This is a genomic window from Deltaproteobacteria bacterium (genome assembly GCA_005879535.1).
Lineage (GTDB): Bacteria > Myxococcota > Myxococcia > Myxococcales > 40CM-4-68-19 > 40CM-4-68-19.
In genome coordinates this window covers 54199-75055 of record VBKI01000047.1, presented here as the reverse complement: position 1 = coordinate 75055, position 20857 = coordinate 54199, and the positions used below count along the sequence as shown (strand labels likewise).

The window sequence follows — 20857 nt, the reverse complement described above, 5'->3', positions numbered from 1 at the left end:
GGCCGTTACTGCGAGGCGACCTGGGTCGGGACGTCGATGTGCAGCTCGACCCGGCGGTTCTGCGCCCTGCCTGCTACCGTGGAGTTGGTCGCCACCGGATGCTGCGGCCCCATCCCCTCGACGATCATCTGCTCGGACTTCACGCCGCGCCCGGTGAGCACCTCGCGCACCGCCTTTGCCCGGCGCAGCGAGAGCTCCTCGTTGTGCGCCACCGAGCCAGTCGAGTCGGTGTAGCCAGCGATCCGAATCCGATCCTCGGGATACTTGGCGAAGATGTCGCCGAGCTTCGCGACCATCTCCACCGCCTCCGGCTTCAGCACGGCGCTGTCGGTGGTGAAGAGCAGCTTGCTCTTCAGATCGACCAGGATTCCGTCCTTGGTGCGCTTCGTCGTCTCGGCCACCTGCTTCAGCTCTTCGGCCTGCTTGTCGAGGTAGTTCCCGACCGCGCCGCCTGCGAGCCCGCCGACTGCCGCGCCGATGGCGGCGCCCTTCCATCCGCCGGCAATCGCGCCGACGCCGGCGCCCACGGCCGCTCCGCCTCCGGCGCCGACAGCGGTCCGCGTGCCGGGCGTGGCGCAGGCGACTGCGACGGGAGCGAGGAGGATCAGGGTGTGATATTTCCGCATAACGTCTCCTTGGTTCTGCCGCCCCTCGGACGGCGAATCTTGACGCGGTGTTCAACCGCGCAGGCGCACGCCGGAATTCCGCAAGCTGCCGCGGCATGTGGTCGCGGTGCTTACAGCGTCGCTCAGTTGGTCGCGAGCGCGTGACGCGCGGGGCGCGGCCGGGCCATCGCCACGGTGTGCTTCTTGGGGCGATCGATCCGCTGCTTGCGCGCCAACTTGCGCTCCTGCGCTTCCGCGAGGCGATGGATCTCCGCCACGTGCTCGTCGGTGACCTTGCAGGCGATCTGCTCGGTCGCCGAGTGGCGACGGACCAGCTCCGAGTAGGTGAACGTCTCGGTCTCGCCGTTGTGGAGGTCGGCCTCGAGGCGATCGAGAGCGCGAAGGAGCCGGGCGGAGCGCTCCATCGCTTCCGAGGGGCGCGGCTCGGCCGCGGTGCGCGCGCACGCCGCCACTGCCACCGCCAGCATGAGTCCTGTTCGCCGCATAGGCACGCCCCCCTGTCCCGCCACGCGCAAAAGGGTGGGCAGCGCAACGCTCCGCGGCAACTGCGGGGGCTATGGCTCGCGTTGGAAAGTCTTCAGATCAACCGCAGAGCGCGCAGACGTTATGCGGGTTTCATGTGTGGGGGACGGCCTTCAGAATCGCCTTGCCGCCCTTGATCACGACCTTGAACTCGATGTTCTTGGCCTTGTGCTTCTGCATCAGCTCCGGAACCTGGGAGCGGATGCGCGCGGCCATCGAGTCGAACGTGAGGCCGTCCGTCGCTTCGCCGCAGCGCTTGCGCGCGACCACGTACGTGTCGTAGAGGCGCCGCAAATTTGCATCCGAGATGGACGGCGCGGCCGGCTTCACCGGGCCGGTCCGGGGTTCGTCGCGGTCGCCCGCTCGCAGCTTGGCCTTGAAGACGTCGCGCTTGTAGGTGCCTTCCTCGATCTCCCGCAGCGTCCGGTCCCACATGCGCTCGAAGGAGATCAGCTTCGCGAACAGCGTGTTCACCTTGAACTTCAGCGCGGTGTTGCGGATGGACCTCGTGCGCAGCTCGCGCGCCTTTTCCGAGATCCGCTTGCGCTCCTGTTCCGGCGGCTTCCGGTCGATGCCGAGGAAGTACTTCTCGTAGAGGACCTGGAGGACGGAGATGCCTTCGTCGAGGTCGCTCAGCTCCTCGGCGTACTTCTCCTGCGGGAGCTGCTGTGTCCCGGTCGGCGCGGCCACGGGCGAATTCTACCTCACGCCGCGACGGGCACCGAAGCCGAGATCGCCCTCTTGCTCTGCGTGACGTAGATGGCGATGCCTGCTGCGAAAATCCCGATGCTGAGCAGCTCGCTCGTGGAGAGGTTCCACCATGCGTGCTGCGCCCACCCGCCAAGGAAATTGAATACCCGGCCCCGCTCCTCGTCGCCGCGGAACGTCTCGACGATGGCGCGCAGCGGCGCATAGAGCATCAGGTAGAGCGCGAGCAGCTCGCCGTGGAAGCGCTTCCGGCTCCGCCAGTAGGTCAGGAACAGGAAGATCAGCGCGCACCCGAGCGCCTCGTAGAGCTGCGTCGGGTGGATGGGAATGGTGCTCGGAGCGCCCGCTGTGATCAGGCGCGTCGACACCTGCGACTGGTACGCAAGCGACTCGGGCGGGAATCGGGCGGCGAACGCATAGTGGGCGTCGCAAGCTCCGCCCCAGCAGCATCCCGCGGAGAAGCAGCCGAGCCGGCCCAGCGCCTGTCCGATGGCCACGGTGGGTCCCATCGCGTCGGCATAGGGCAAGAACGGCATCTCGTGCCGGCGCATGTACCAGACGGAGAACAGGACCGCGCCGATGAAGCCGCCGTAAAAGACCAGACCGCCCTTCCAGAACTGCACGATGCCGACGAGGTCGTGCGCGTACTCGTCCCAGTTGACGATGATGAAGAGGATCCGCGAGCCGATCATGGCCGCGACGAGGATGCCAAACGACAGGTCGAACACCTTGTCGCGGCTCAGGCCCGCCCGCTCCGCCGCGCGCGCCGCGAGCGACATGGCGACGAGGAAGCCGGCAGCCACGAGGATCCCGTAGGTGTGGATGGGAATCGCCAGCGGCCGCTGGAGGTGGAGGATGTTCTGGCCGCCGAGCGCGTTCACCGCGGCGAACAGCACGACCGCAGTGCCCGCCGTCCAGGTGGCGAACGTCTTCCAGAGATTCTTTTCGCCGGCGGCGCGGGCGGAGCGGACCTGCCAGGCGCCGGAAGCGGCGGAGACGGCCAACCAGACCACGAGGCCGAGCGAGGGCGGAATCGTCACTGTGAACAAGACCGGAAGCATCAGGCTTTCCTCGCCGCCGGCTCGGCGGGAGCTTTGGCGGGTTTCTTCGCGAACAGCATCTCCAGGAAGAGCATCGCGAGACCCACGGTGATTCCGCTGTCCGCCACGTTGAAGGTCGGCCAGTGGAGCGAAGAGCGCAGCCAGTGCGGGTCGAACCAGTGCCAATCGATGAAATCGATCACGTACCCGCGCAGGATGCGATCGATGGCATTGCCGATCGCCCCGCCCAGGACCAGCGCCAGGGCGATCTGGAGATATCGCTGCTCGGTGCGAAGCTTGCGGTAGTAGGAGAAGATGAAGATCACGGCGGCGATGCTGACCAGGTAGAAAAAGGGTACGCGGAACTGCTCGCCCGCTCCGGAGAGTACGCCCCAGGCCGCGCCGCGGTTTTGCGTGTAGCGATGCTGCCAGAACGGCGTGACGGTGACGGGCACCGGGTTGGCAAGCCCCCGCTCCAGCAGCTCCTTCTGCTCGACGAAGGCGCTCACCTTGTCCGGGAACGTGTGGGCGCGCGCGGCGATGAACGCGGCCGTCAGGTGCTCCACCGCCAGGTACTTGGTCACCTGGTCCGCGACGACCCACAGTCCCGCGAGCAGCGCGAGCAGTTTCCATTTCGACAACCCGTTCTCCATCAACCCTCGCTCACCGCGCGCTGGCAGCGCGCGCACAGACCCTTTTCTCCCACGTCGGGGAGCGCCCGCCAGCAGCGCTCACACGGCCGGTGCGGACTCTTGCGCACCTCCGCCGCGGCCGCCTCCCCCGGTCGCAGGGTAACGGACGCGACGAGGAAGAGATCTGCCAGCTGCTTCTCGTAACGCTCGGCGACCTCCCTTGCCATCCCGGAAGGAACGGTCAGTGTCACGTCCGCCTCGGTCGCCTTGCCAATCTCCTTGCTGGCGCGCTTCTGCTCCAAGGCGAGGTTCACCGCTTCCCGGAGCGACTGTAGCTGACGGAACTCTTCTTCCAGGGAGTCGGAGACGAGTCCGGGTTCCGGCGCGGGAAAGCCGGCGAGGAAGACGCTGCCCGCCCCATGCCGGGGGACGAACCGCCAGGCTTCCTCCGCCGTGAACGAGAGCGCGGGCGCGAGCAGGCAGCAGAGATCGCGGACGATCCGGTGCAGGACCGTCTGCGCCGCCCGCCGCTCGGGCCAGCGCTTGCCCGAGCAGTAGGTGCGGTCCTTGAGAACGTCGAAGTAGAAGGCGGAGAGATCGACGGCGCAAAGCTCGACGGTTGCGCGATACACCTTGTGAAATTCATAGTTGCCGTACGCCTCGATGACCTCGGCGCGGTAGCGCTCGAACCGCGAGAGCGCCCACCGATCGACCGGCAGGAGCTCCCCGGAACTGTCCTGGTGCGGATCGAAATCGTAGAGCTGCGAGAGGCAGTACCGGACCGTGTTGCGGATCTTCCGGTAACTCTCCGAAAGCGTCTCCACGATGGCGTTGGAGAAACCGATGTCGTCGCGATAGTCGGAGCCCGCCACCCAGAGCCGCATCAACTCCGCTCCGTACTTCTTGAGCAGCCCCTGCGGATCGGGCGCATTTCCCAGCGACTTGGACATCTTCCGGCCTTCGCCGTCGACGAGAAACCCGTGCGTGAGCACCGCGCGGTACGGCGCCCTGCCTCGCGTGCCGATGCCGATCATCAAGGCCGACATGAACCAGCCGCGGTGCTGGTCCGAACCTTCCAGGTAGAGGTCCGCCGGAAAGCGCACCGTGGGCCAGACGCCGCTCTCGAGCACGGCGGCGAACGAGGAGCCCGAGTCGAACCAGACGTCGAGGATGTCGCTCTCCTTCTCGAACTCGGTTCCTCCGCACTTCGCGCAGCGGCTCCCGGGCGCAACCAGCTCGCGCGCAGGCCGGTCGAACCAGGCGTCCGCGCCTTCCGAGTCGAAGATGCGCGCCACATGCTCCATCGCGTCTGCCGAGACGAGCGGCTCCCGGTCCTTGCCGCAGTAGAAGACCGGGATGGGCACACCCCAGGCGCGCTGCCTCGAGACGCACCAGTCGGGACGGCCTTCGACCATGCTGCGGATCCGCTCCTTGCCCCATGCCGGGATCCATCCGCCTTGCGCGTCGATCTCGTCGATGGCCGCCAGCGCCGCCTTGCGGATGGTCGTCCGGCCGCGGCCCGGGAGATCGATCTCGATGTCCAGCCCGAGCCACCACTGGTCGGTGGCGCGGAAGATCACCGGGTTCTTGCAGCGCCAGCAGTGCGGATAGCTGTGGCGGATCTGCCCTGCCCGGTTCCCCGCATTGAGCAGGGCGCCCGCTCCGGCGAGGAGCTCGATCACTTTCGGGTTGGCGTCGAAGACCTTGAGGCCTTCGAGACCGTCGATGGCCACGTCTCCGGTGAAGCGGCCGTGCCCGTCGACCGGCGCCCAGATGGGCAGGCCGTATTGCACGCCCATGTTGAAGTCGTCTTCGCCATGCCCCGGAGCGGTGTGCACGAGACCGGTGCCGGCGTCGGCCGTGGCGTGCGCGCCCATCAGCACCGGGCTCTCCCGCGCGATCAGCGGGTGGCGATACTTCCAGCCATCCAGCTCGCTTCCTTGCAGCGTCTTCTTGATGCGCCCCGGGTGCTTCAGCGTGGCTCCCGTGGCGCGGGCGGCCGAGAGGAGACCGTCGCCGCGCGCGTCGGAAGGCAAGAAGAGCTCGTCGGGCGCGCAGTCCTTGAGAAACGCGTGCAGCAGATCGCGCGCCACGACGGTGACGCCATGCCGCGGCAGATCATACGCAACGTACTCCAGCTCGGGATTGGCCGTGATCGCGAGGTTCGCCGGGATGGTCCAGGGCGTGGTGGTCCAGATGGCGAGTCCCCAGCCCTGTGGTCCGCCCGAAGTCAGCGGAAAACGGACGTAGATCGAGGGGCTCGTCTTGTCGGCGTATTCGACTTCCGCCTCTGCCAGGGCGGTGACGTCGACGGGGCACCAATGCACCGGCCGCTTGCGGCGGTAGAGCGCACCGCGCCGCGTGAATGAGGCGAGCTCGCGCACGATGTCCGCCTCGTAGCGGAAGTCCATCGTGAGATATGGCCGGTCCCAGCGCGCGAAGATTCCCAGGCGCTTGAAGTCCTTGCGCTGCAGCTCGATCTGTTCCTCGGCGTACTTGCGGCAGGCGCGGCGGAACTGTCCCACGCTCAGCTCCCGCTTCTTCGCGCCGAGCTGCTTGTCCACCTGCCGCTCGATGGGGAGCCCGTGGCAATCCCAGCCGGGGACGAAGTCCGTCAGGCGCCCTGCCATCAGGTGGTACTTCACCACGAGGTCCTTGAGGATCTTGTTGAGGAAGTGGCCCTGGTGGATGGCGCCGTTCGCGTATGGCGGGCCGTCGTGGAAGACGAACTTCTCCGCCTTCCCGTTCTTCTCCAGGAGCTTTTCGTAGACCCCCTCGTCCTCCCACGCCTTCACCTGCGCCGGCTCGCGCTCGCTCAGCGCCGCACGCATGGGGAAGTCGGTCTTCGGCAGGTGGACGGTGTCCCGATAATCCATTCAGATCCCGAAAAGAAAGGCGTTTCGCGTACCACGCGAGACGCGCCGCCGCAACGCTTCCATATGGTAGCTTCCGCGGCCGTTCATGCCGCTCGAGATTCGTCCGGTCGAGTCGAAGAAGGAGCTGGAGGCCTTCCTGCACGTCCCCTGGACGCTCGGGATGAAGTCCGACCCGAACTGGGTGCCGCCGCTGCTCGACGATTACCGGCGGTCGCTGAATCCGAAGAAGAGCCCGTTTCTCAAGCACGGCGAAGTGAAGTGCTTCCTCGCGCTGCAGGACGGGCAGCCCGTGGGCCGCATCTCGGCGCAGATCGATACCGACTTCGACAAGCAATGGCCGCAGGAAAAGGGGGTCGCCTTCTTCGGCTTCTTCGACAGCAAGGATGATCCCGCGGTCGCGCGTGCTCTCTTCGACGCGGCGGCGGCGTGGGCGCGGGGCAAGGGGAGGACGACGATCCGCGGCCCGTTCACCCTCGACTCCAAGGGTGAAGTCGGCGTCCTGGTGGAGGGCTTCGACACGCCGCCCCGCATCGGAATGCCGCACAACAGACCGTACCTGGGGCCGCTGATCGAGTCGGCCGGCTTGGCGAAGGCGAAGGACTTCTACGCCTGGTGGTACACGTCCGGCCACATCGACGAGCGCACCAGGAAGATCGCCGAGCGGACCCTGCAGCTCCCCAACGTCCGCGTCCGGCCGATGGACCTGTCGCACTTCCGCCGCGAGGTGGACATCGTCCGCGACGTCTACAACTCGGCGTGGTCGCACAACTGGAACTTCACGCCGTTTACTTCCGCCGAGCTGGAGATCATCGCCACCGAGTACAAGATGTTCGTGGACACGGAGATCGCGCTGGTCGCCGAGGTGGACGGCAAGCCGGCGGCGATGTGCTTCGCCATCCCCGACGTCAACGAGATGGTCAAGGACTTCGACGGCGAGCTGACCAAGAACCCGCTGAACGTGGTGAAGCTGCTCTGGCGCCTGAGGTTCCGCCGGCCGCACCACGCCCGGCTGCTGCTCCTCGGCGTGAAGGAGGAGTATCGGGCGTCACACCGTTACGGAACACTCGCGGCGGTGCTCTACGTGGAGGTCGCGCGCCGCGGCGCCGCCCGGGGCTATGTGGGCGGCGAGCTGTCGTGGACGCTCGAGGACAATGTGATGATCAACCGTGGCATCGAGAGGATGGGAGCGCGGAAGTACAAGACGTACCGCGTGTACGAGAGATCGATCTGAAGCCCGCTCGCTCGCCTGCGAAGTAACGGCATGCGCCTTGCTCAAGACTCCCTCAGAGAAGGGGGCGGAGAGCGATGGGGCTTCGAGGAATGTGGCGGCGGGTGCGGACGCTATCGGAGCGGCCGCACAACCTGCTGGCCATCTCCGACCTCCACCTCGGCTGCGATCTTCGCCCCGGCAACAAGCTTGACCGACCGCGTCCAACGGACGGACCGCTGACCTCGTTCCTTCTGCACCATACGTCGCACCGCGAGGGCGACAAGCCGTGGCATCTGATTCTGAACGGCGACATCGTCGACTTCGTTGCCATCACGCTGGTGCCGAAGGAGCCGGTACCCTTCGAAATCTCCAGTGAGGAACGGGCCTTGGGCCTCGCTCCGACGGAGCCGAAGTGCGTCTGGAAGCTGCGGCGTACCGCCGAACGTCATCCAGCGGTCTTTGACGCGCTCGCCCATTTTGTCCATAGGGGCAATTCGGTTCGCATCATCCGTGGGAACCACGATTCCGAATGGCGGTGGCCCGCCGTCCAGGAAGAGCTGCGCAAAATCCTCGCCGAGCGCAGCGGCTGTCCGCGGCGGAAGATCGACCGCCTGGTCGAATTCCACGACTGGTTCTATCTTGAGCCGGGGTTCTTCTACGCCGAGCACGGACATGCGCACGACCAGTACTCCGTGCAGACGGATTTCTTCTCCGCGCACAACGACGACACGGAGATCGAGCTTCCCATCAGCTCCAAGGTGCTGCGCTACTTCGTCAACCGGTACACGGAGCAGGTCGAGGTCGCCGACGACGTCGACGCCTGGGGGGTCAAGGAATACCTCGACTGGGTGCTCAGGGCGGGTAATCCGCTGCGCGTCGCGGCCGACTACTTCGTGATGGTGTTCCGCGTCATCTATCCCATCGTGCGGCAGTCGCTGAAGATCTCGAGGGCATTCGCCCGCGCCGCGGACAAGGCGTTGGCGCCAGCGGTGGATCGGGATGCCCACGTCCGTCAGCTCCTCGCCCGGTTCCAGGGGACGGAGAACCAGGCGCGGCAGCTGGCGGAGATCGCTTCGCGGCCGGCAGAGCAGAGCCTGTTCGATTCAATGCAGCTCTTCTATCTCGACCGGATGCTCCTGGCGGTCGTCTGCCTGATCACGGCGTGGACGCTGGCCCACACCGTCGACGGGTTCTGGGCCAAATCCGGAGTGCTGACCTGCATCGGCATCCTCTTCGCCGCAATGAACGCCGCGCTCGGCAAGCGGCGCCGGACCGATGCGCACCCCATGCTGCAGGCGGCTGCCCGGCGCGTCGCGCAAGTCTTCGACGTGAGGTACATCGTCATGGGCCACAGCCATCGCGCGGTGGAGGAAGCGCTGGGAAACGGCGCCCGCTATTTCAACCTGGGTTCCTGGACGCCCGGCCGGACGAACGAGGGCTTCCCGCACGTGGTGGTGACGAGCGGGTTGGCAGAGCTGCGCCGCTGGAGGGGTCCACCGATCGTCAAGTTGGCGCCGGATCCGTCGATACCGGCCGCCATCGTGCCCGTCCCGGCATAAACTAGGGGCATGACCGGGGAAGGCGCGCACAAGCCCGCGCTGCTGGAGGCGGCCGCGGCGCTGCGCGAGGTGCATCGCACGCTGGTCCAGGCGGTGCGGGCGACCTACGAGCGGGAGATCGGGCCGGCCGGAGGTCCGGGGCAGATGCTCCGCCTGCTCACCGAGCACCCCTACTTCGCCTGGCTGCATCCGATGAGTGAGCTGATCGTCGATCTCGACTCGCTCCTCGCGCAGGAGATCCTGCCGGCAGGAACGGTGGCGGGCGTCCGGAAGGAGATCGATCGGCTCACGCAGGCCGGCGGGTCGCCGTTCTGGGAGAAGTACGCGCCATTTTTGCAGAGTGACACCGACGTGGTGATGGCGCACGGACGTTTGCGCCGTGCGATCAACGCGCTGCCGGAAGGCGCGAGCAAGCCGCACAACCGAAAGGAGTGGACCGCGCCGCGCGTGCATGCGAAGCGCAGCCGCAGAAGCTGACGTCAGCCGAGGGCGTCGACGATGCTCTCGAAGAGCCGGCGCCCGTCCTCGCCTCCGAGCACGCCCTCGGCGAGGCGCTCCGGATGGGGCATCATTCCGAGCACGTTGCCGCGCGCGTTGGTGATGCCGGCGATGTCCGCGAGCGAGCCGTTCGGGTTGCTCCCCGAGATGCCGCGGATTCCCGCCTGGTCGACGTAACGAAACGCGATTTGCTGCTCGCCCTCGAGCCTGCGCAAACCTTCGTCGTCGATGAAGTAGTTGCCGTCGCCGTGGCCGATGGGGATGCGGATGACGTCACCCTTCGCGTACCTGCGCGTCCAGGGCGTCATGGCGTTCTCCACCTTGAGATTCACGTCGCGGCAGACGTACTTGAGCGAATCGTTGCGGCGCATCGCGCCGGGAAGGAGGCCCGCTTCGAGGAGGATCTGGAACCCGTTGCAGATGCCGATCAGGTGCCCACCCCGATGGGCGAACTTCCGCACCTCTTCCATGATCGGCGAGAACCGCGCGATGGCGCCGGTGCGGAGATAGTCGCCATAGGAGAAGCCGCCGGGCAGCACCACCACGTCGGCACCGCGCAGGTCCCTATCCTTGTGCCAGACGTACCGGGCGGCGGAGCCCAGGACGTGCTTCGCCACGTGGTAGACATCGTGGTCGCAATTGCTGCCGGGGAAGACGACTACCGCGAAGAGCATCAGCGGATCTCCTCCACCCGATACTCTTCGATCACGGTGTTGGCGAGGAGCTTCTCGCACATGTCCTGCACCCGTTTCCTCGCCTCGGCCGCGTCCCTCGCGTCGAGGTCCAGCTCGATGATCTTGCCCAACCGGACGTCCTTCACCTCGTTGAAGCCGAGCGACCCCAGGGCGCGGCCGACGGCGAGCCCCTGCGGATCGAGCACCGACTTCTTCAGCGTGACCACGACGCGCGCCTTCATGTCGCTCCTCCGAAGGGGCGAACCGTAATGCTACAGGCCCGCGGTTTCAAGCTTGGCGAGCGGGCGGACGCGGACTACGATCCGCGCCAATGCTCGAGCTCCTGGCGGCAGGCGCCGCTCTCGCAGGCCGCGCCCTGCTGCAGGCGGCGGACACGGCACTGCTCGCCGTCGCCGAGGACGAGCTGCGTGCGGAAGAACAGCATCATCCGCTGCGCACGCGCTGGCTGCTCGAGTTGAAGCGCGAGCCCGAGTCCACCGCGGCGGCGCTGCGCGGCGCGTCCTCCGCCCTGCTCGCGTTCGCCGCCGTCGCCTGCGCCATCGTCGTCGGCGACATCCTCTTTCGCGCCGGCGTGCATTCGAGCTCGCGGAGCTCGCTGCAACTGGTGGCGGGCCTTTTGGCGGGCGCCGTGGCACTGGTGATCGATCTGGCGCCGCGTTCGCTCGCGTCGGCGCGGCCGCTCTCGTGGAGCCTTGCGCTCGCGGCACCGGCCTGGTCAGTCTGCCGCCTGCTGCGACTGCCGGTGCGGCTCTTGCTGAAGCTCTTCGACGCCTTGCTCCTGCGGCGCGGAGCGACCGCGCGGTACACCCCGCCCCCGCCGCCGCTGCAGGAGATCGAGAAGATCCTCAGCGACGAAGCGCGGGGAGGCGGAACCGGAGCACCTTCGCCGGAGCTGGTGCACGGGCTCTTCTCGTTCGCCGAGCGCACGGCGAAGGAGATCATGGTCCCGCGCACGCGGGTCGTCGGGGTGCCGATCGACGCGACGCCCGGGCAGGTCATCGAGCTGCTCGCGGAAGAGGGCCATACGCGGATGCCGGTGTACGAGGGGGACCTCGATCACATCAAAGGGGTCCTCCATGCCAAGGACGTCATCCCGCTGTTGGCGCACCCGGAGCTGATCGTGCTCCAGGACATCGTTCGCCCGGCGCTCTTCGTTCCCTGGACCAAGCCGGTCGGCGAGCTCCTGCGGGAGATGCAGCTGAAGCGCTCCCTGATCGCGCTGGTGGTCGACGAGTACGGCGGGTTCTCCGGCATCGTCACCCTCGAGGACATCCTCGAGGAGATCGTCGGCGAGATCCGCGACGAGCACGACAAGGAAGGCCCCGCGCCGCAGTTCGGCCCGGACGGGACGGCGCTCGTCCGCGCGGAGACGCGTGTCGAGGAGCTGAACCATGCTCTCGGCGCGCGGTTGCCGAACCAGGGCGATTTCGAGACCCTGGGCGGTCTGCTCAATTCGACCGCCGGAGCGATCCCGCAGGCCGGCGACCGCTTCTACATCGGCGGGCTCGAGCTCACCGTCGTGCAGCGGGATGAGCGCCGCGTGCGTCTCGTGCGCGTGGCCCGCTCCAAGAGCGCGCCGCCGGCGGCGCCACGGGCATGACTTGTGCCGTCTAAGACGTAGCCGCCTGCGGCGGCCGCGACTGTCGTTCCAGCACCAACCGCCGCGCCGTCTGCCGGAACCCGAGAGACCGATACAGGGCGCGCGCCGGCTTGTTCGCCTCGCTCACCGAAAGCACCGCGCCCTGCGTCTTGGCCATGGCGTGTCCGAGCAGCGCGCGCCCGACTCCCATCCGACGGGATTGCGGCAGCACCGCCACCTCCTCGATCCCGAGCGTGCGTCCGAGTTGCACCGCGGAGAGATAGCCCATCGGCTTTCCCTCGGACTCGGCGAGGAGGACGAGGCGGCCCTCCTCCGCGAACAACTCCGCGATCTCGTCCGCGCGGGAAAAATTCGCCTCAGCCGTGTCGACCCAGGCGTCGTTGGAGAGCCTGCGCAGGGCCGGCTCGTCGCGTCGGGTCGCGGCCCGGATGCGCAACGCGGGCATCGGCGGAACTTCCACCTTGCCGCCGCCCCACTGCAACGAGAGCTGCGCGCCAGTCTCCACGAATCCCAGCGCCGTTGCGAATGCCCGGCCGGCGAAGGCGTCGTCGCGGACGCGAGCGCGCAACCTCGCCCTGGCGCTCAACGCCGGTTCGCTCAGCGCGCGCCCGAGCCCCTGACGACGCATCGAGGGATGGACGGCAACGTAGAAGTCGTAGAGCGGTCCCGGCGCAGATTCGCGCAGCGCGGAGAAGGCGATGCCGTACAGCCCCTGATCCTCCCCGGCGGCGACGCGCCAGAGATCGAGCGCCGCGCGCGATCCCGTCGCGATCACTGCCAGCCGCTGGCCGAACGGCTCGACGTAGGCGTCGAGTGCACGGGCGGCGTCGGAGAAGCGGGCTGCCGCGTCGAGGTCGCGGAGCTCGAACCGCCGCACCGTGACGACGCCGCTCACGGGATCGACTGCGCGATCAGCTCGGCGATGTCCTTCGCTTCCATGGCCTCGCTCCGTCCGGTCTCGCCGATTCCATCCTTGATCATGGTGAGGCAGAAGGGGCAACTGGTGGCGATGGTGCCCCTGCCGCCCAGCGTTTTCGCCGCCTCGTCGACGCGGTTCTGGTTGATGCGCTGGCCGAGCGTTTCCTCCAGCCACATCCGCCCGCCGCCCGCTCCGCAGCAGAACGTCTCGGTGCGGTTGCGCTCCATCTCCCGCACCTCGATGCCGAGCGACACCAGCGCCTGCCGGGGCGCCTCGCTGATGCCGTTGTGCCGCGCCAGGTAGCAGCTATCGTGGTAGGTCACGGGCGCGTCGAGTTGCGCCTCGCCCGGACGCAGCCGCCCGTCGGCGACGAGCTTCGCGATCACCTCGGAGTGGTGCAGCACCTGGAAGTGCCCGCCGAACTGCGGGTACTCGTTGCCGAGCGTATTGAAGCAGTGCGGGCACTGGGTGATGATCTTCTTGATCGCGTAGCGGTTCAGCGTCTCCACGTTCTGCTGGGCGAGCGCCTGGAAGAGGTACTCATTGCCGAGGCGGCGGGCGGAGTCGCCGTTGCAGGTTTCCTCCTCGCCGAGCACGCAGAACGTCACGCCGGCCGACTTGAGGATCTTCACCAGCGCGCGGGAGACCTTCTTCTGCCGCTCGTCGAAACTGCCCGCGCAGCCGACGAAGAACAGGTACTCGAAGCCCTTGAGGGCCTCCGGATCCAGCGCCGCGGCCACGGGCACGTCGAGATCGGCGCACCACTCGGCCCGCCGGTTGCTGCCCATGCCCCAGGGATTTCCCTGCGTCTCCATTCCCTTGAACACGCGCGCCGCCTCCTCGGGAAAGCGGCTCTCCATCAGGACCAGGTTCCGGCGCATGTCGACGATGCGCGGGAGATGCTCGATGAACACCGGGCAAGCCTGCTCGCACCAGCCGCAGGTGGTGCACGCCCAGACCGTCTCGTCGGGGATCACGCCGCCGTCTCCCACCAGCGGGGGCATCTGTTCCATCAGCGCGGCAGGGAGCTGCAGCGAGCTCTGCGCGAACGCGCCCTCCGATCCCGTCGCGGGGTCGGCCTGCGGGTGGCCGTCGCCGTGGCCAACCGAGCTACCCACCACCGAGCTACCGCCGCCGGTCACCGGAGGAATGCGGTTCAGCCTCCGCGCCAGCTGCGCCAGCGGCAGCGGCATCCTTTCCGCCATCTGCTCGGCGTGGTGCCGGATGGCGCGGTTCATTTCCTTGTGCGTCAGCGGCTTCCCCGTGTCGTACGTCGGGCAGTACGTCTGGCACCGCCCGCACTCGGTGCAGGAGTAGGTGTCGAGGATCTCCTTCCAGGAGAGGTCGGTGAGCCTGGCGACGCCGAACTTCTCGCTGTTCTCCAGGTCCAGCTTCGACAACTGCCCCTGCGGAGTGAGCCGCTGGAAGAACACGGTGGGAAGCCCGGTGATGATGTGGAAGTGCTTTCCCAGCGGCAGGAAGTTGAGGAACGCCATCACGATGGCGATATGCAGCAGGACGCCCACAGTCATCACGTGGGTCGCCGTCCGCGGCGGCATCCCGTAGAGGAACCACTGCGCGACCTTCCCCGAGACGGGCAGGTACCAGGGCACCTCGCCGGCGCTACGTGCCAGCGTGGCGGCGTCGATGAGGACGTCGCTCCAGAGGACGCCGAGGATCATGCAGAGGATGAAGACGCCCTCCCAGGAAAGCGTCATCCGCTCCTTCTTCTGCACCAGCCGGTAATAGAGGAAGACGGCGCAGCCCGCCGTGCCGAGCAGGTCGATGAGGTCCTTGACGTAGAGGTAGACCTGGCCGACGCGCGACTCGTGCGCGAGGAACGGCAGGTGGAAGGCCGGATCGTAGGCCAGGCCGAACGACGTCAGCGTCCCGAGCTGCGCGACGATGAAGGCGATGAAGATCCAGATGTGCGCCGCGCCGGCGGGCCGCTCCGGCTTGGACGGCATCCGTTTCTGTCCGAAGCCATAGAGCAGGAGCTTCTCGGTCCGCGTGGGCGCGTCGTCCCAGCGCACGTCCGGCCGCGCGAAGAGAAGCGGCCGGACGCGGAACGAGAGGATCCAGGCGAATACCGACAGACCGGCGACGATGAGCAGCGTTGCGAGGACGGGCGCCATGACGCTCCGAGCATAGCGGAACTGGCTGGGTTATGAGTTGCCTTCTGGAGAAAGCGTGACGCTGATCAAGAAATACGGGAACCGGCGTCTCTACGACACGGGGCACAGCCGCTACATCACTCTGGAGGAACTGGCGGACATCATCCGCGGCGGCGAGGACGTCCGGGTGGTGGACGCGAAGAGCGGCGAGGACCTGACCACCGGAACGCTGGCGCAGATCATCATCGAAGGCCGCGGCGCGGCCCGGCTCCTGCCCGTGCCGCTTCTGGTTCAGCTCATCCGGATGGGGGACGACGCCTTGGCGGAATTCCTCGGACAGTACGTGACCTGGGCGCTCCAGGTCTACCTGCAAGCGAAGGAGGGGGTGCAGGCGATGGCGCCCCTCAATCCTTTCCTCTCCGCTCCGTTCGGCGGCGGAGCGATGTCGCGCCTGTTCGGCCTCCGTCCGTCGGCACGGCCGGAGGCGCCGGCCGCGTCGCCGCGCTGCGAAAGGAACTCGAGGCGCTGAAAGCCAGCCTGAAAAAGAAGCGGCGATGAGACGTCAGGACCGCCGGATGAACGAGGCGAAGCGCGGAGCGATCTGTTCCCTCCACCGCCCGCCGCTGAACACGCCGTAATGTCCCGCACCGGCCTGGCGGTACAGCACCCTGCGGTCGGAGGGGATTGAGGTGCAGAGCCCGTGCGCCGCCGAAGTCTGGCCCACCGAGGTGATGTCGTCGTTCTCGCCTTCAACGGTCATCAGCGCCGTCCTGCGGATGGCTGCTGGGTGGATCGGAACCTTGCCACGCCAGGTCATCGCGCCGCGCGCGAGATCGTGCCTCTGGAAAACGCCGGCGACGGTCATGAGATAGTACTCCGCCGGAACGTCCATCACGGCAAGATAGTCGTCGTAGAACCGTCGATGGGCTTCGGCGCTCTCTTCATCGCCCGCAAGCAGGTCGCGGTAGAGTTGGCGGTGCGCATCGGCATGACGCGCGGGATTCATCGACACGAAGGCAGTGAGCTGCAGGAACCCCGGATAGACGGGGCGCAAGAATCCGGGATCGCCCGCGGGAACGCGGTGCACGACTGTGCGCTCGAACCATTCGAGGGAATGGCTGGTGGCGAAGCGGTCCACCTGCGTGGGATTGACCCGCGTGTCGATGGGGCCCGCCATCAAGGTCATGGACCGCGGCGTTGTCGCATCCCGCGCCTCGCTCATCAGCGAGATCGCCGCAAGCACCGGAACGCTCGGCTGGCAGACCGCGAGGACGTGCACGTCGGAACCGATGCCGTGGATGAAGCGCTGCAGCAGATCGATGTAATCGTCCAGATCGAAGGGGCCGGCCGAGAGAGGCACCAAGCGGGCATCGATCCAGTCGGTGACGTAGACGTCGTGATCGGGAAGCAGCTGCCTCACCGTGTCGCGAAGCAGCGATGCGTGGTGTCCGGAGAGAGGCGCGACCACCAGCACCTTCGGGTCATGGCGGGCGGCATCGCGCTCGAACCGGACCAGGTTGCAGAAGGGCGTGGTCAGCCACGGCACTTCGCGCACGGCAACCGTGCTGCTGCCGATCAGGGTGGTTCCGAGGCCGAACGGCGGCTTCGGATAGCGCCGGGTGGCGCGCTCCAGAAGCTCGCTGGCGGAGGCGACGGCGCGGCCGAGCACGGTCCGCGACATGGGAAACGACGGATGGGACCAGAGGCTCTGAACCAGGCCTGCCCAGGAGTTGACTGGCGCGGCCCACGCGCGACCCAACCGGTAGGAGTTGTACACGCCATCGACGTTACCCACTCGGGATTGGCATGGCCAGCAAAGGACAGGGATCACATGTCGCACCGTGGCGGACGCCGGTGGACTCGGTAGTAGACTCGCCGCATGTCTTCCGCTCCGCGGGATTCTGGCGGCCGGTTCCGGAACCTCGACGGCAGCGGCGCCCACCCGCCCGGAGTCGTCTTCCGCTGGGCAGTGCTCGATCGCCTCGCGGGGCGGCGCCGCCGCTCCCCGGCGCGCGCGGAAGTCCCCGTCGTCTCTCCGGACCGCGCCCTCCTGGCGACGCCCGCGTCGCGGCCCCGAATCACCTGGCTGGGCCATGCGAGCTTCCTCGTGCAATTGGACGGCGCCTCGCTCCTCATCGATCCGGTCTTTTCGGACCGCATCGCCGGTTTGATCCGCCGCAACGTCCCTGCTCCGCTCTCCGCCGCCGAGCTGCCGCGCATCGACGCGACGCTGGTGACGCACAACCATTACGATCACTTCGATGCGCCCTCGGTCCGGGCGGCGGGCGCGCCCGCGCTGGCGGGGCTGGGGATGTCGCGCCTGCTGCCTTGCAAAGAGCTGGACTGGTGGCAGGCCGCGCGGGTCACCGACCGCGTGCGCGCCACCTTCGTCCCGTCGCAGCATTGGAGCCGTCGCGGCGTCGCGGACACGAACCACGCGCTTTGGGGCGGATTCGTCGTCGAAGGGTCCGACGCCCGCGTCTACCACGCCGGCGACACGGCGTACTTCCACGGCTTCGCCGAGATCGGACGGCGGTTCCCCCGGCTGGATGCCGCGCTGCTCCCCATCGGCGCCTACGATCCGCCGTGGTTCATGGAGAAGCAGCACATGAACCCGGAGCAGGCGGTGCAGGCTTTCCTGGATCTCGGCGCGCGCCGGCTGGTGGCGATGCACTGGGGGACGTTCAAGCTGACCGACGAGCCCCTCGACGAGCCGCCCCGGCGGCTTCGCGCCGAGTGGCGGAGACGTGGGTTACCGGAACAGCCGCTGCTCGTGCCGGCCATCGGCGAGACGATCGATCTTGCGGCGGCCGGGCCTAGTGCATCGTCCTGACTTGCGCGGCTGCCACCCGCTCGCGCAGGTACTTGTCGATCACTTGCCGGTACTCGGCGAGATCCCGGCAGCCTTGCATCAGCCACTCTCCGCCGATCACCAGCGCGGGAACACCCTTGATGCCGAGCGACTCGGCCTCCTCGCCGGCGTCGTTCACCTGCTGCTCCAGGCGTGGATCGTCGAGGGTCTCGACGAAGCGGGTCACGTCGAGTCCGATCCGCGAGGCCAGCTCGAACTGCACATCGCGCCGCGCGACGTTGATCCCTTCGAGGAATGCGGCCCGCCGCATCGCCTTCAGCAGCTCGGACTGGAGATGCGGGCCTTGCGGCAGCGCGGCCTCGAGAGCGACCAGCGGCGGCACCGAGCTCGCCGGCGGATCCTGGCCGGTCCAGAGATCGGGCTTCACTCCCTTTCCCTCGCGCTCGCGCGCCACCCGGCGGAAATGCCGCGCCAGCACCGAGCGCTGCTTCTTGTTCGGGATCTGGTTTTCCGGCCGCAACGGATACGGCCGCAGGCTCCAGCGAAGCGCCGGGCCGTACTCGTCCCGCAGGTAGTCGAGCCGCGCGTCCGCCAGATAGCACCACGAGCAGAGCACGTCGTGGTAGAGCACCAGCTCTACTTCAGCAGGAAAATCGCTGTGCGGAGAGTGCAGGCGCTGGAAGACCGCGCCCTGGGCGGCTCGAATCGCCATGCATTCATCCTGACCCCATGGCGGCTGGCGGAGCAAGTTCGTTCTTTACCGCAGCGCGACCTGCACCTACCCGGCTTGCTTGCCTGCTCGCGTAACACGCTGTTTTTTGAACAGGTGAGCGGTCACAACGCCATCACCTTGCGCGCACCTTCGGCCACCTGCGCCGCGAAGCCGACGATCTCGCCCGCGATGTCGAGGCCGGTAGCGCGCTCGAGCCCTTCGAATCCGGGGCTCGAGTTCAGCTCGACGATCTTCGGTCCCTCGTTCGACTCGAGCAGATCCACACCCGCGACTTCGAGCCCGATCACTTTCGCCGCGCGCACGGCCGTCTCGGCATACTCCGGCGGAAGCTGGATCGCGGTGCCGAATCCGCCGCGGTGCAGATTGCTGCGGAACTCGCCGCGCGGGGCCTCGCGCCGCATGGCGCCGACGACGCGATCGCCGACGACCAGCGCGCGGACGTCGCGGCCGCGCGATTCCGCGACGAACTCCTGCAAGAGGATCTCCTGCCCCAGGTCCCAGAGCGTTCCCAGGATGCTCTCGACCTCCGCGGCACTGTGGGCGATCATCACCCCGACGCCCTGAGTCCCCTGCGTAAGCTTGAGAATCGCGGGCAAACCGCCCACCTGCGACACCAGATCCCGGACGTCACCGCCTCCGCGCGCCAGGACGGTGCGGGGGATGCGCACGCCCGCGGCAGCGAGCTGCTGCAGCCCGGCGAGCTTGTCGCGGCTGCGCGCGATGGCAGCCGCGCTGTTGATTACCGGAATTCCCATCGCTTCCAGGTGGCGGACGACGGAGAGCCCGATCGCCGTCACCGACGCGCCGATCCGCGGCACGGCAACGGTCACGCCGCGCACTTCCTTGCCCCGGTGATAGAGGCGCGCGCCGCCGGACTCGAGCGCCAGGTTGCAGCGCAGCACGTCGATCACCCGGGGGCGGAAACCGCGCGCCTTCGCCGCCTCGACCAACCTGCGCGTCGAATACAGCGTCTTCTTCCGCGAGAGGATGGCGACCGCCTGCCGCGGCCGCGTGCCCCGGATTTTCTTCACCTTGCGTGGCATGTCAGGCCGCCGGCTTGGGCGGAACGAGACGCTCGACGACGTCCTGCAGCTCTTCCAGCTCGAACGGCTTGCGCAGCGCCGCCGCCGCATCGAGATCGCGCGCCCGGTCCCGCGCGTCGCGGTCGGCGGAGAACACCACCAGCGGCACGTCAGTCGCCACCTTCTCCTCGCGCATGCGGCGGATCAGCGTCCAGCCGTCCATCACCGGCATCATCAGATCGACCAGCACCAGATCGGGCCGCGACTTGCGCGCCAGCGACAGCGCCGTGGGGCCGTCGGCGGCTTCGTCGACGGTATAACCCCACTCGCGCAGCACCTGACCGGTCGCCTCCAGGATCTCGGGATCGTCGTCGACCAGCAGGACCCTCGCCCGCGAGTCGGTTGCCGCCGGCGCGCGCCGGGAGAGGGGGAGATAGAAGGTGAACGTCGAGCCCCTTCCCGCCTCGCTGTGGACGTCGAACCGGCCGCCGTGCCGCCGGACGATCTCGTGCGAAACGAAGAGGCCGATGCCGAGGCCGCTGTAGTTCCGGGTCGTGGCATTTGCGGCGCGGAAGAAGCGTTGGAAGAGGCGCGGCTGTTCTTCCTTCGGTACCCCGATTCCGGGGTCGCTGACCGAGATGCGCGCCTCGTCGCCGGCCCGTTCCACCACGACGGCGATCTGTCCGCCTTGCGGCGAGTACTTGATGGCGTTGGTCATGAGATTGACCAGCACCTGCTCGAGGCGCTCGCGATCTCCTTCCACCAGCACCGGCGCGCCGGCGCGGTGGAAGCGGATGTCGTGGCTGCGGGTCTGCGCGCGGAAGTCGGCGACGACGTCGTCGACGAGGTCGTTGATCTCCACGTCGGAGGAGCTGAGGTGGAGCCTGCGCGACTCGAGCCTGGAGACGTCGAGCAGATCCTCCACCAGCCTGCCCAGCCGTTCGACCTGCCGTCTCGCCTTGGTCACCAGATCGTTGCCCACCGCCTGGCTGCGCTTCACCCTGCGCTCGATGCTCTGCAGGTACATGGAGAGGGGCGTCAACGGCGTCCTCAGCTCGTGCGCGGCGACGGTGAGGAAGTCCGACCGCTGCCGGTCGAGCTCGCGCTGCTCGGTCACGTCCGTGTAGACGACGAGCCGGCCGAGGTACTCGCCTCCGGGGCCGCGCACCGGAGTCGTGTTGCGCGTCAGCCACCGATGTGTCGGCCGCTCCAGCTCGATCTCGTCCCGCGAAGCCGCGTCGCGATTCGCGAAGATCGCGCGAACTCGCTCCAGCATGGCCTCGGGCTCCTG

Annotated in this window: 18 protein-coding genes and 2 pseudogenes (1 of these 20 cut by a window edge); 6 read left to right on the top strand and 14 right to left on the bottom strand. The window is 67.7% G+C overall.

Going from position 1 to position 20857, the window contains the following annotated elements:
* Positions 1-5: 5 nt before the first annotated feature.
* From E6J58_03965 to ileS, 6 genes are all read right to left on the bottom strand, one after another.
* Positions 6-626, bottom strand: a complete 621-nt coding sequence (locus E6J58_03965; protein TMB40871.1) for an OmpA family protein — start codon at positions 624-626, stop codon at positions 6-8.
* 122 nt (positions 627-748) lie between these two features.
* Complete coding sequence (locus E6J58_03960; protein TMB40870.1) at positions 749-1093, bottom strand: hypothetical protein; 345 nt, start codon at positions 1091-1093, stop codon at positions 749-751.
* Between the two features lie 148 nt (positions 1094-1241).
* Positions 1242-1838: a hypothetical protein gene (locus E6J58_03955; protein TMB40869.1), complete on the bottom strand. Its 597-nt coding sequence runs from the start codon at positions 1836-1838 to the stop codon at positions 1242-1244.
* A gap of 14 nt (positions 1839-1852) precedes the next feature.
* Positions 1853-2917, bottom strand: coding sequence for a prolipoprotein diacylglyceryl transferase (gene lgt, locus E6J58_03950; GenBank protein ID TMB40868.1), 1065 nt, complete (start codon positions 2915-2917; stop codon positions 1853-1855).
* Complete coding sequence (gene lspA / locus E6J58_03945; GenBank protein TMB40867.1) at positions 2917-3549, bottom strand: signal peptidase II; 633 nt, start codon at positions 3547-3549, stop codon at positions 2917-2919. The genes lgt and lspA overlap by 1 nt, the downstream gene beginning before the upstream one ends.
* Positions 3549-6404: an isoleucine--tRNA ligase gene (gene ileS, locus E6J58_03940; GenBank protein TMB40866.1), complete on the bottom strand. Its 2856-nt coding sequence runs from the start codon at positions 6402-6404 to the stop codon at positions 3549-3551. Before ileS ends, lspA begins: the two co-directional genes overlap by 1 nt.
* An 85-nt stretch (positions 6405-6489) precedes the next feature.
* Here ileS and E6J58_03935 point away from each other — a divergent pair, with 85 nt between their 5' ends.
* The 3 genes from E6J58_03935 to E6J58_03925 all read left to right on the top strand — a co-directional run bounded on the left by E6J58_03935 (position 6490) and on the right by E6J58_03925 (position 9650).
* Positions 6490-7635 (top strand): hypothetical protein, encoded by a 1146-nt coding sequence (locus tag E6J58_03935; protein TMB40865.1) that lies wholly within the window; start codon positions 6490-6492, stop codon positions 7633-7635.
* Between the two features lie 74 nt (positions 7636-7709).
* Positions 7710-9173, top strand: coding sequence for a hypothetical protein (locus E6J58_03930; GenBank protein TMB40864.1), 1464 nt, complete (start codon positions 7710-7712; stop codon positions 9171-9173).
* 9 nt (positions 9174-9182) lie between these two features.
* A complete protein-coding gene (locus tag E6J58_03925; GenBank protein ID TMB40863.1) occupies positions 9183-9650 on the top strand; it encodes a hypothetical protein in 468 nt (155 codons plus the stop codon).
* A 2-nt stretch (positions 9651-9652) separates the two neighbouring features.
* Here E6J58_03925 and purQ read toward each other — a convergent pair whose 3' ends face one another.
* Both purQ and purS read right to left on the bottom strand, forming a co-directional pair.
* Positions 9653-10345: a phosphoribosylformylglycinamidine synthase subunit PurQ gene (purQ, locus tag E6J58_03920; protein TMB40862.1), complete on the bottom strand. Its 693-nt coding sequence runs from the start codon at positions 10343-10345 to the stop codon at positions 9653-9655.
* Entirely contained in the window at positions 10345-10587 is a 243-nt protein-coding gene (gene purS, locus E6J58_03915; GenBank protein TMB40861.1) for a phosphoribosylformylglycinamidine synthase subunit PurS, read from the bottom strand. Before purS ends, purQ begins: the two co-directional genes overlap by 1 nt.
* Before the next feature lie 89 nt (positions 10588-10676).
* Between purS and E6J58_03910 the strand changes: the two genes are divergently transcribed.
* Positions 10677-11966, top strand: coding sequence for an HlyC/CorC family transporter (locus E6J58_03910; protein ID TMB40860.1), 1290 nt, complete (start codon positions 10677-10679; stop codon positions 11964-11966).
* Positions 11967-11976: 10 nt separating this feature from the next.
* On the opposite strand, the gene E6J58_03905 is transcribed toward E6J58_03910, so the two are convergent.
* Positions 11977-12861 (bottom strand): GNAT family N-acetyltransferase, encoded by an 885-nt coding sequence (locus tag E6J58_03905; GenBank protein TMB40859.1) that lies wholly within the window; start codon positions 12859-12861, stop codon positions 11977-11979.
* Positions 12858-15020 carry a (Fe-S)-binding protein gene (locus E6J58_03900; protein TMB40858.1) on the bottom strand — a complete coding sequence of 721 codons (2163 nt, stop codon included), beginning with the start codon at positions 15018-15020 and terminating at the stop codon, positions 12858-12860. The genes E6J58_03905 and E6J58_03900 overlap by 4 nt, the downstream gene beginning before the upstream one ends.
* Positions 15021-15057: 37 nt before the next feature.
* Between E6J58_03900 and E6J58_03895 the strand changes: the two are divergent.
* A pseudogene (locus E6J58_03895) lies at positions 15058-15249 on the top strand (polyhydroxyalkanoate synthesis repressor PhaR).
* 312 nt (positions 15250-15561) lie between these two features.
* Here E6J58_03895 and E6J58_03890 read toward each other — a convergent pair.
* A complete protein-coding gene (locus E6J58_03890) occupies positions 15562-17094 on the bottom strand; it encodes a polyhydroxyalkanoate depolymerase (GenBank protein ID TMB40857.1) in 1533 nt (510 codons plus the stop codon).
* Between E6J58_03890 and E6J58_03885 the strand changes: the two genes are divergently transcribed.
* Positions 16879-17832, top strand: a complete 954-nt coding sequence (locus tag E6J58_03885) for an MBL fold metallo-hydrolase (GenBank protein TMB40856.1) — start codon at positions 16879-16881, stop codon at positions 17830-17832. The two genes, E6J58_03890 and E6J58_03885, sit on opposite strands and share 216 nt — an antisense overlap.
* On the opposite strand, the gene E6J58_03880 is transcribed toward E6J58_03885, so the two are convergent.
* From E6J58_03880 to E6J58_03870, 3 genes and pseudogenes are all read right to left on the bottom strand, one after another.
* Positions 17816-18523: a DsbA family protein gene (locus E6J58_03880; GenBank protein TMB40855.1), complete on the bottom strand. Its 708-nt coding sequence runs from the start codon at positions 18521-18523 to the stop codon at positions 17816-17818. The two genes, E6J58_03885 and E6J58_03880, sit on opposite strands and share 17 nt — an antisense overlap.
* Before the next feature lie 122 nt (positions 18524-18645).
* Positions 18646-19587 (bottom strand): RimK family alpha-L-glutamate ligase, encoded by a 942-nt coding sequence (locus E6J58_03875; protein ID TMB40854.1) that lies wholly within the window; start codon positions 19585-19587, stop codon positions 18646-18648.
* Between the two features lies 1 nt (position 19588).
* Positions 19589-20857, bottom strand: a pseudogene (locus E6J58_03870) (response regulator); it runs 807 nt beyond the window's last position.

Coding starts and splice junctions, on each gene's coding strand:
- E6J58_03965 (TMB40871.1), bottom strand. CDS start 626: ATGCGGAAATATCACACCCTGATCCTCCTCGCTCCCGTCGCAGTCGCC.
- E6J58_03960 (TMB40870.1), bottom strand. CDS start 1,093: ATGCTGGCGGTGGCAGTGGCGGCGTGCGCGCGCACCGCGGCCGAGCCG.
- lgt (TMB40868.1), bottom strand. CDS start 2,917: ATGCTTCCGGTCTTGTTCACAGTGACGATTCCGCCCTCGCTCGGCCTC.
- lspA (TMB40867.1), bottom strand. CDS start 3,549: ATGGAGAACGGGTTGTCGAAATGGAAACTGCTCGCGCTGCTCGCGGGA.
- ileS (TMB40866.1), bottom strand. CDS start 6,404: ATGGATTATCGGGACACCGTCCACCTGCCGAAGACCGACTTCCCCATG.
- E6J58_03935 (TMB40865.1), top strand. CDS start 6,490: ATGCCGCTCGAGATTCGTCCGGTCGAGTCGAAGAAGGAGCTGGAGGCC.
- E6J58_03930 (TMB40864.1), top strand. CDS start 7,710: ATGGGGCTTCGAGGAATGTGGCGGCGGGTGCGGACGCTATCGGAGCGG.
- E6J58_03925 (TMB40863.1), top strand. CDS start 9,183: ATGACCGGGGAAGGCGCGCACAAGCCCGCGCTGCTGGAGGCGGCCGCG.
- purQ (TMB40862.1), bottom strand. CDS start 10,345: ATGCTCTTCGCGGTAGTCGTCTTCCCCGGCAGCAATTGCGACCACGAT.
- purS (TMB40861.1), bottom strand. CDS start 10,587: ATGAAGGCGCGCGTCGTGGTCACGCTGAAGAAGTCGGTGCTCGATCCG.
- E6J58_03910 (TMB40860.1), top strand. CDS start 10,677: ATGCTCGAGCTCCTGGCGGCAGGCGCCGCTCTCGCAGGCCGCGCCCTG.
- E6J58_03900 (TMB40858.1), bottom strand. CDS start 15,020: ATGGCGCCCGTCCTCGCAACGCTGCTCATCGTCGCCGGTCTGTCGGTA.
- E6J58_03885 (TMB40856.1), top strand. CDS start 16,879: ATGTCTTCCGCTCCGCGGGATTCTGGCGGCCGGTTCCGGAACCTCGAC.
- E6J58_03890 (TMB40857.1), bottom strand. CDS start 17,094: ATGGCCCAGCCAGGTGATTCGGGGCCGCGACGCGGGCGTCGCCAGGAG.
- E6J58_03880 (TMB40855.1), bottom strand. CDS start 18,523: ATGGCGATTCGAGCCGCCCAGGGCGCGGTCTTCCAGCGCCTGCACTCT.
- E6J58_03875 (TMB40854.1), bottom strand. CDS start 19,587: ATGCCACGCAAGGTGAAGAAAATCCGGGGCACGCGGCCGCGGCAGGCG.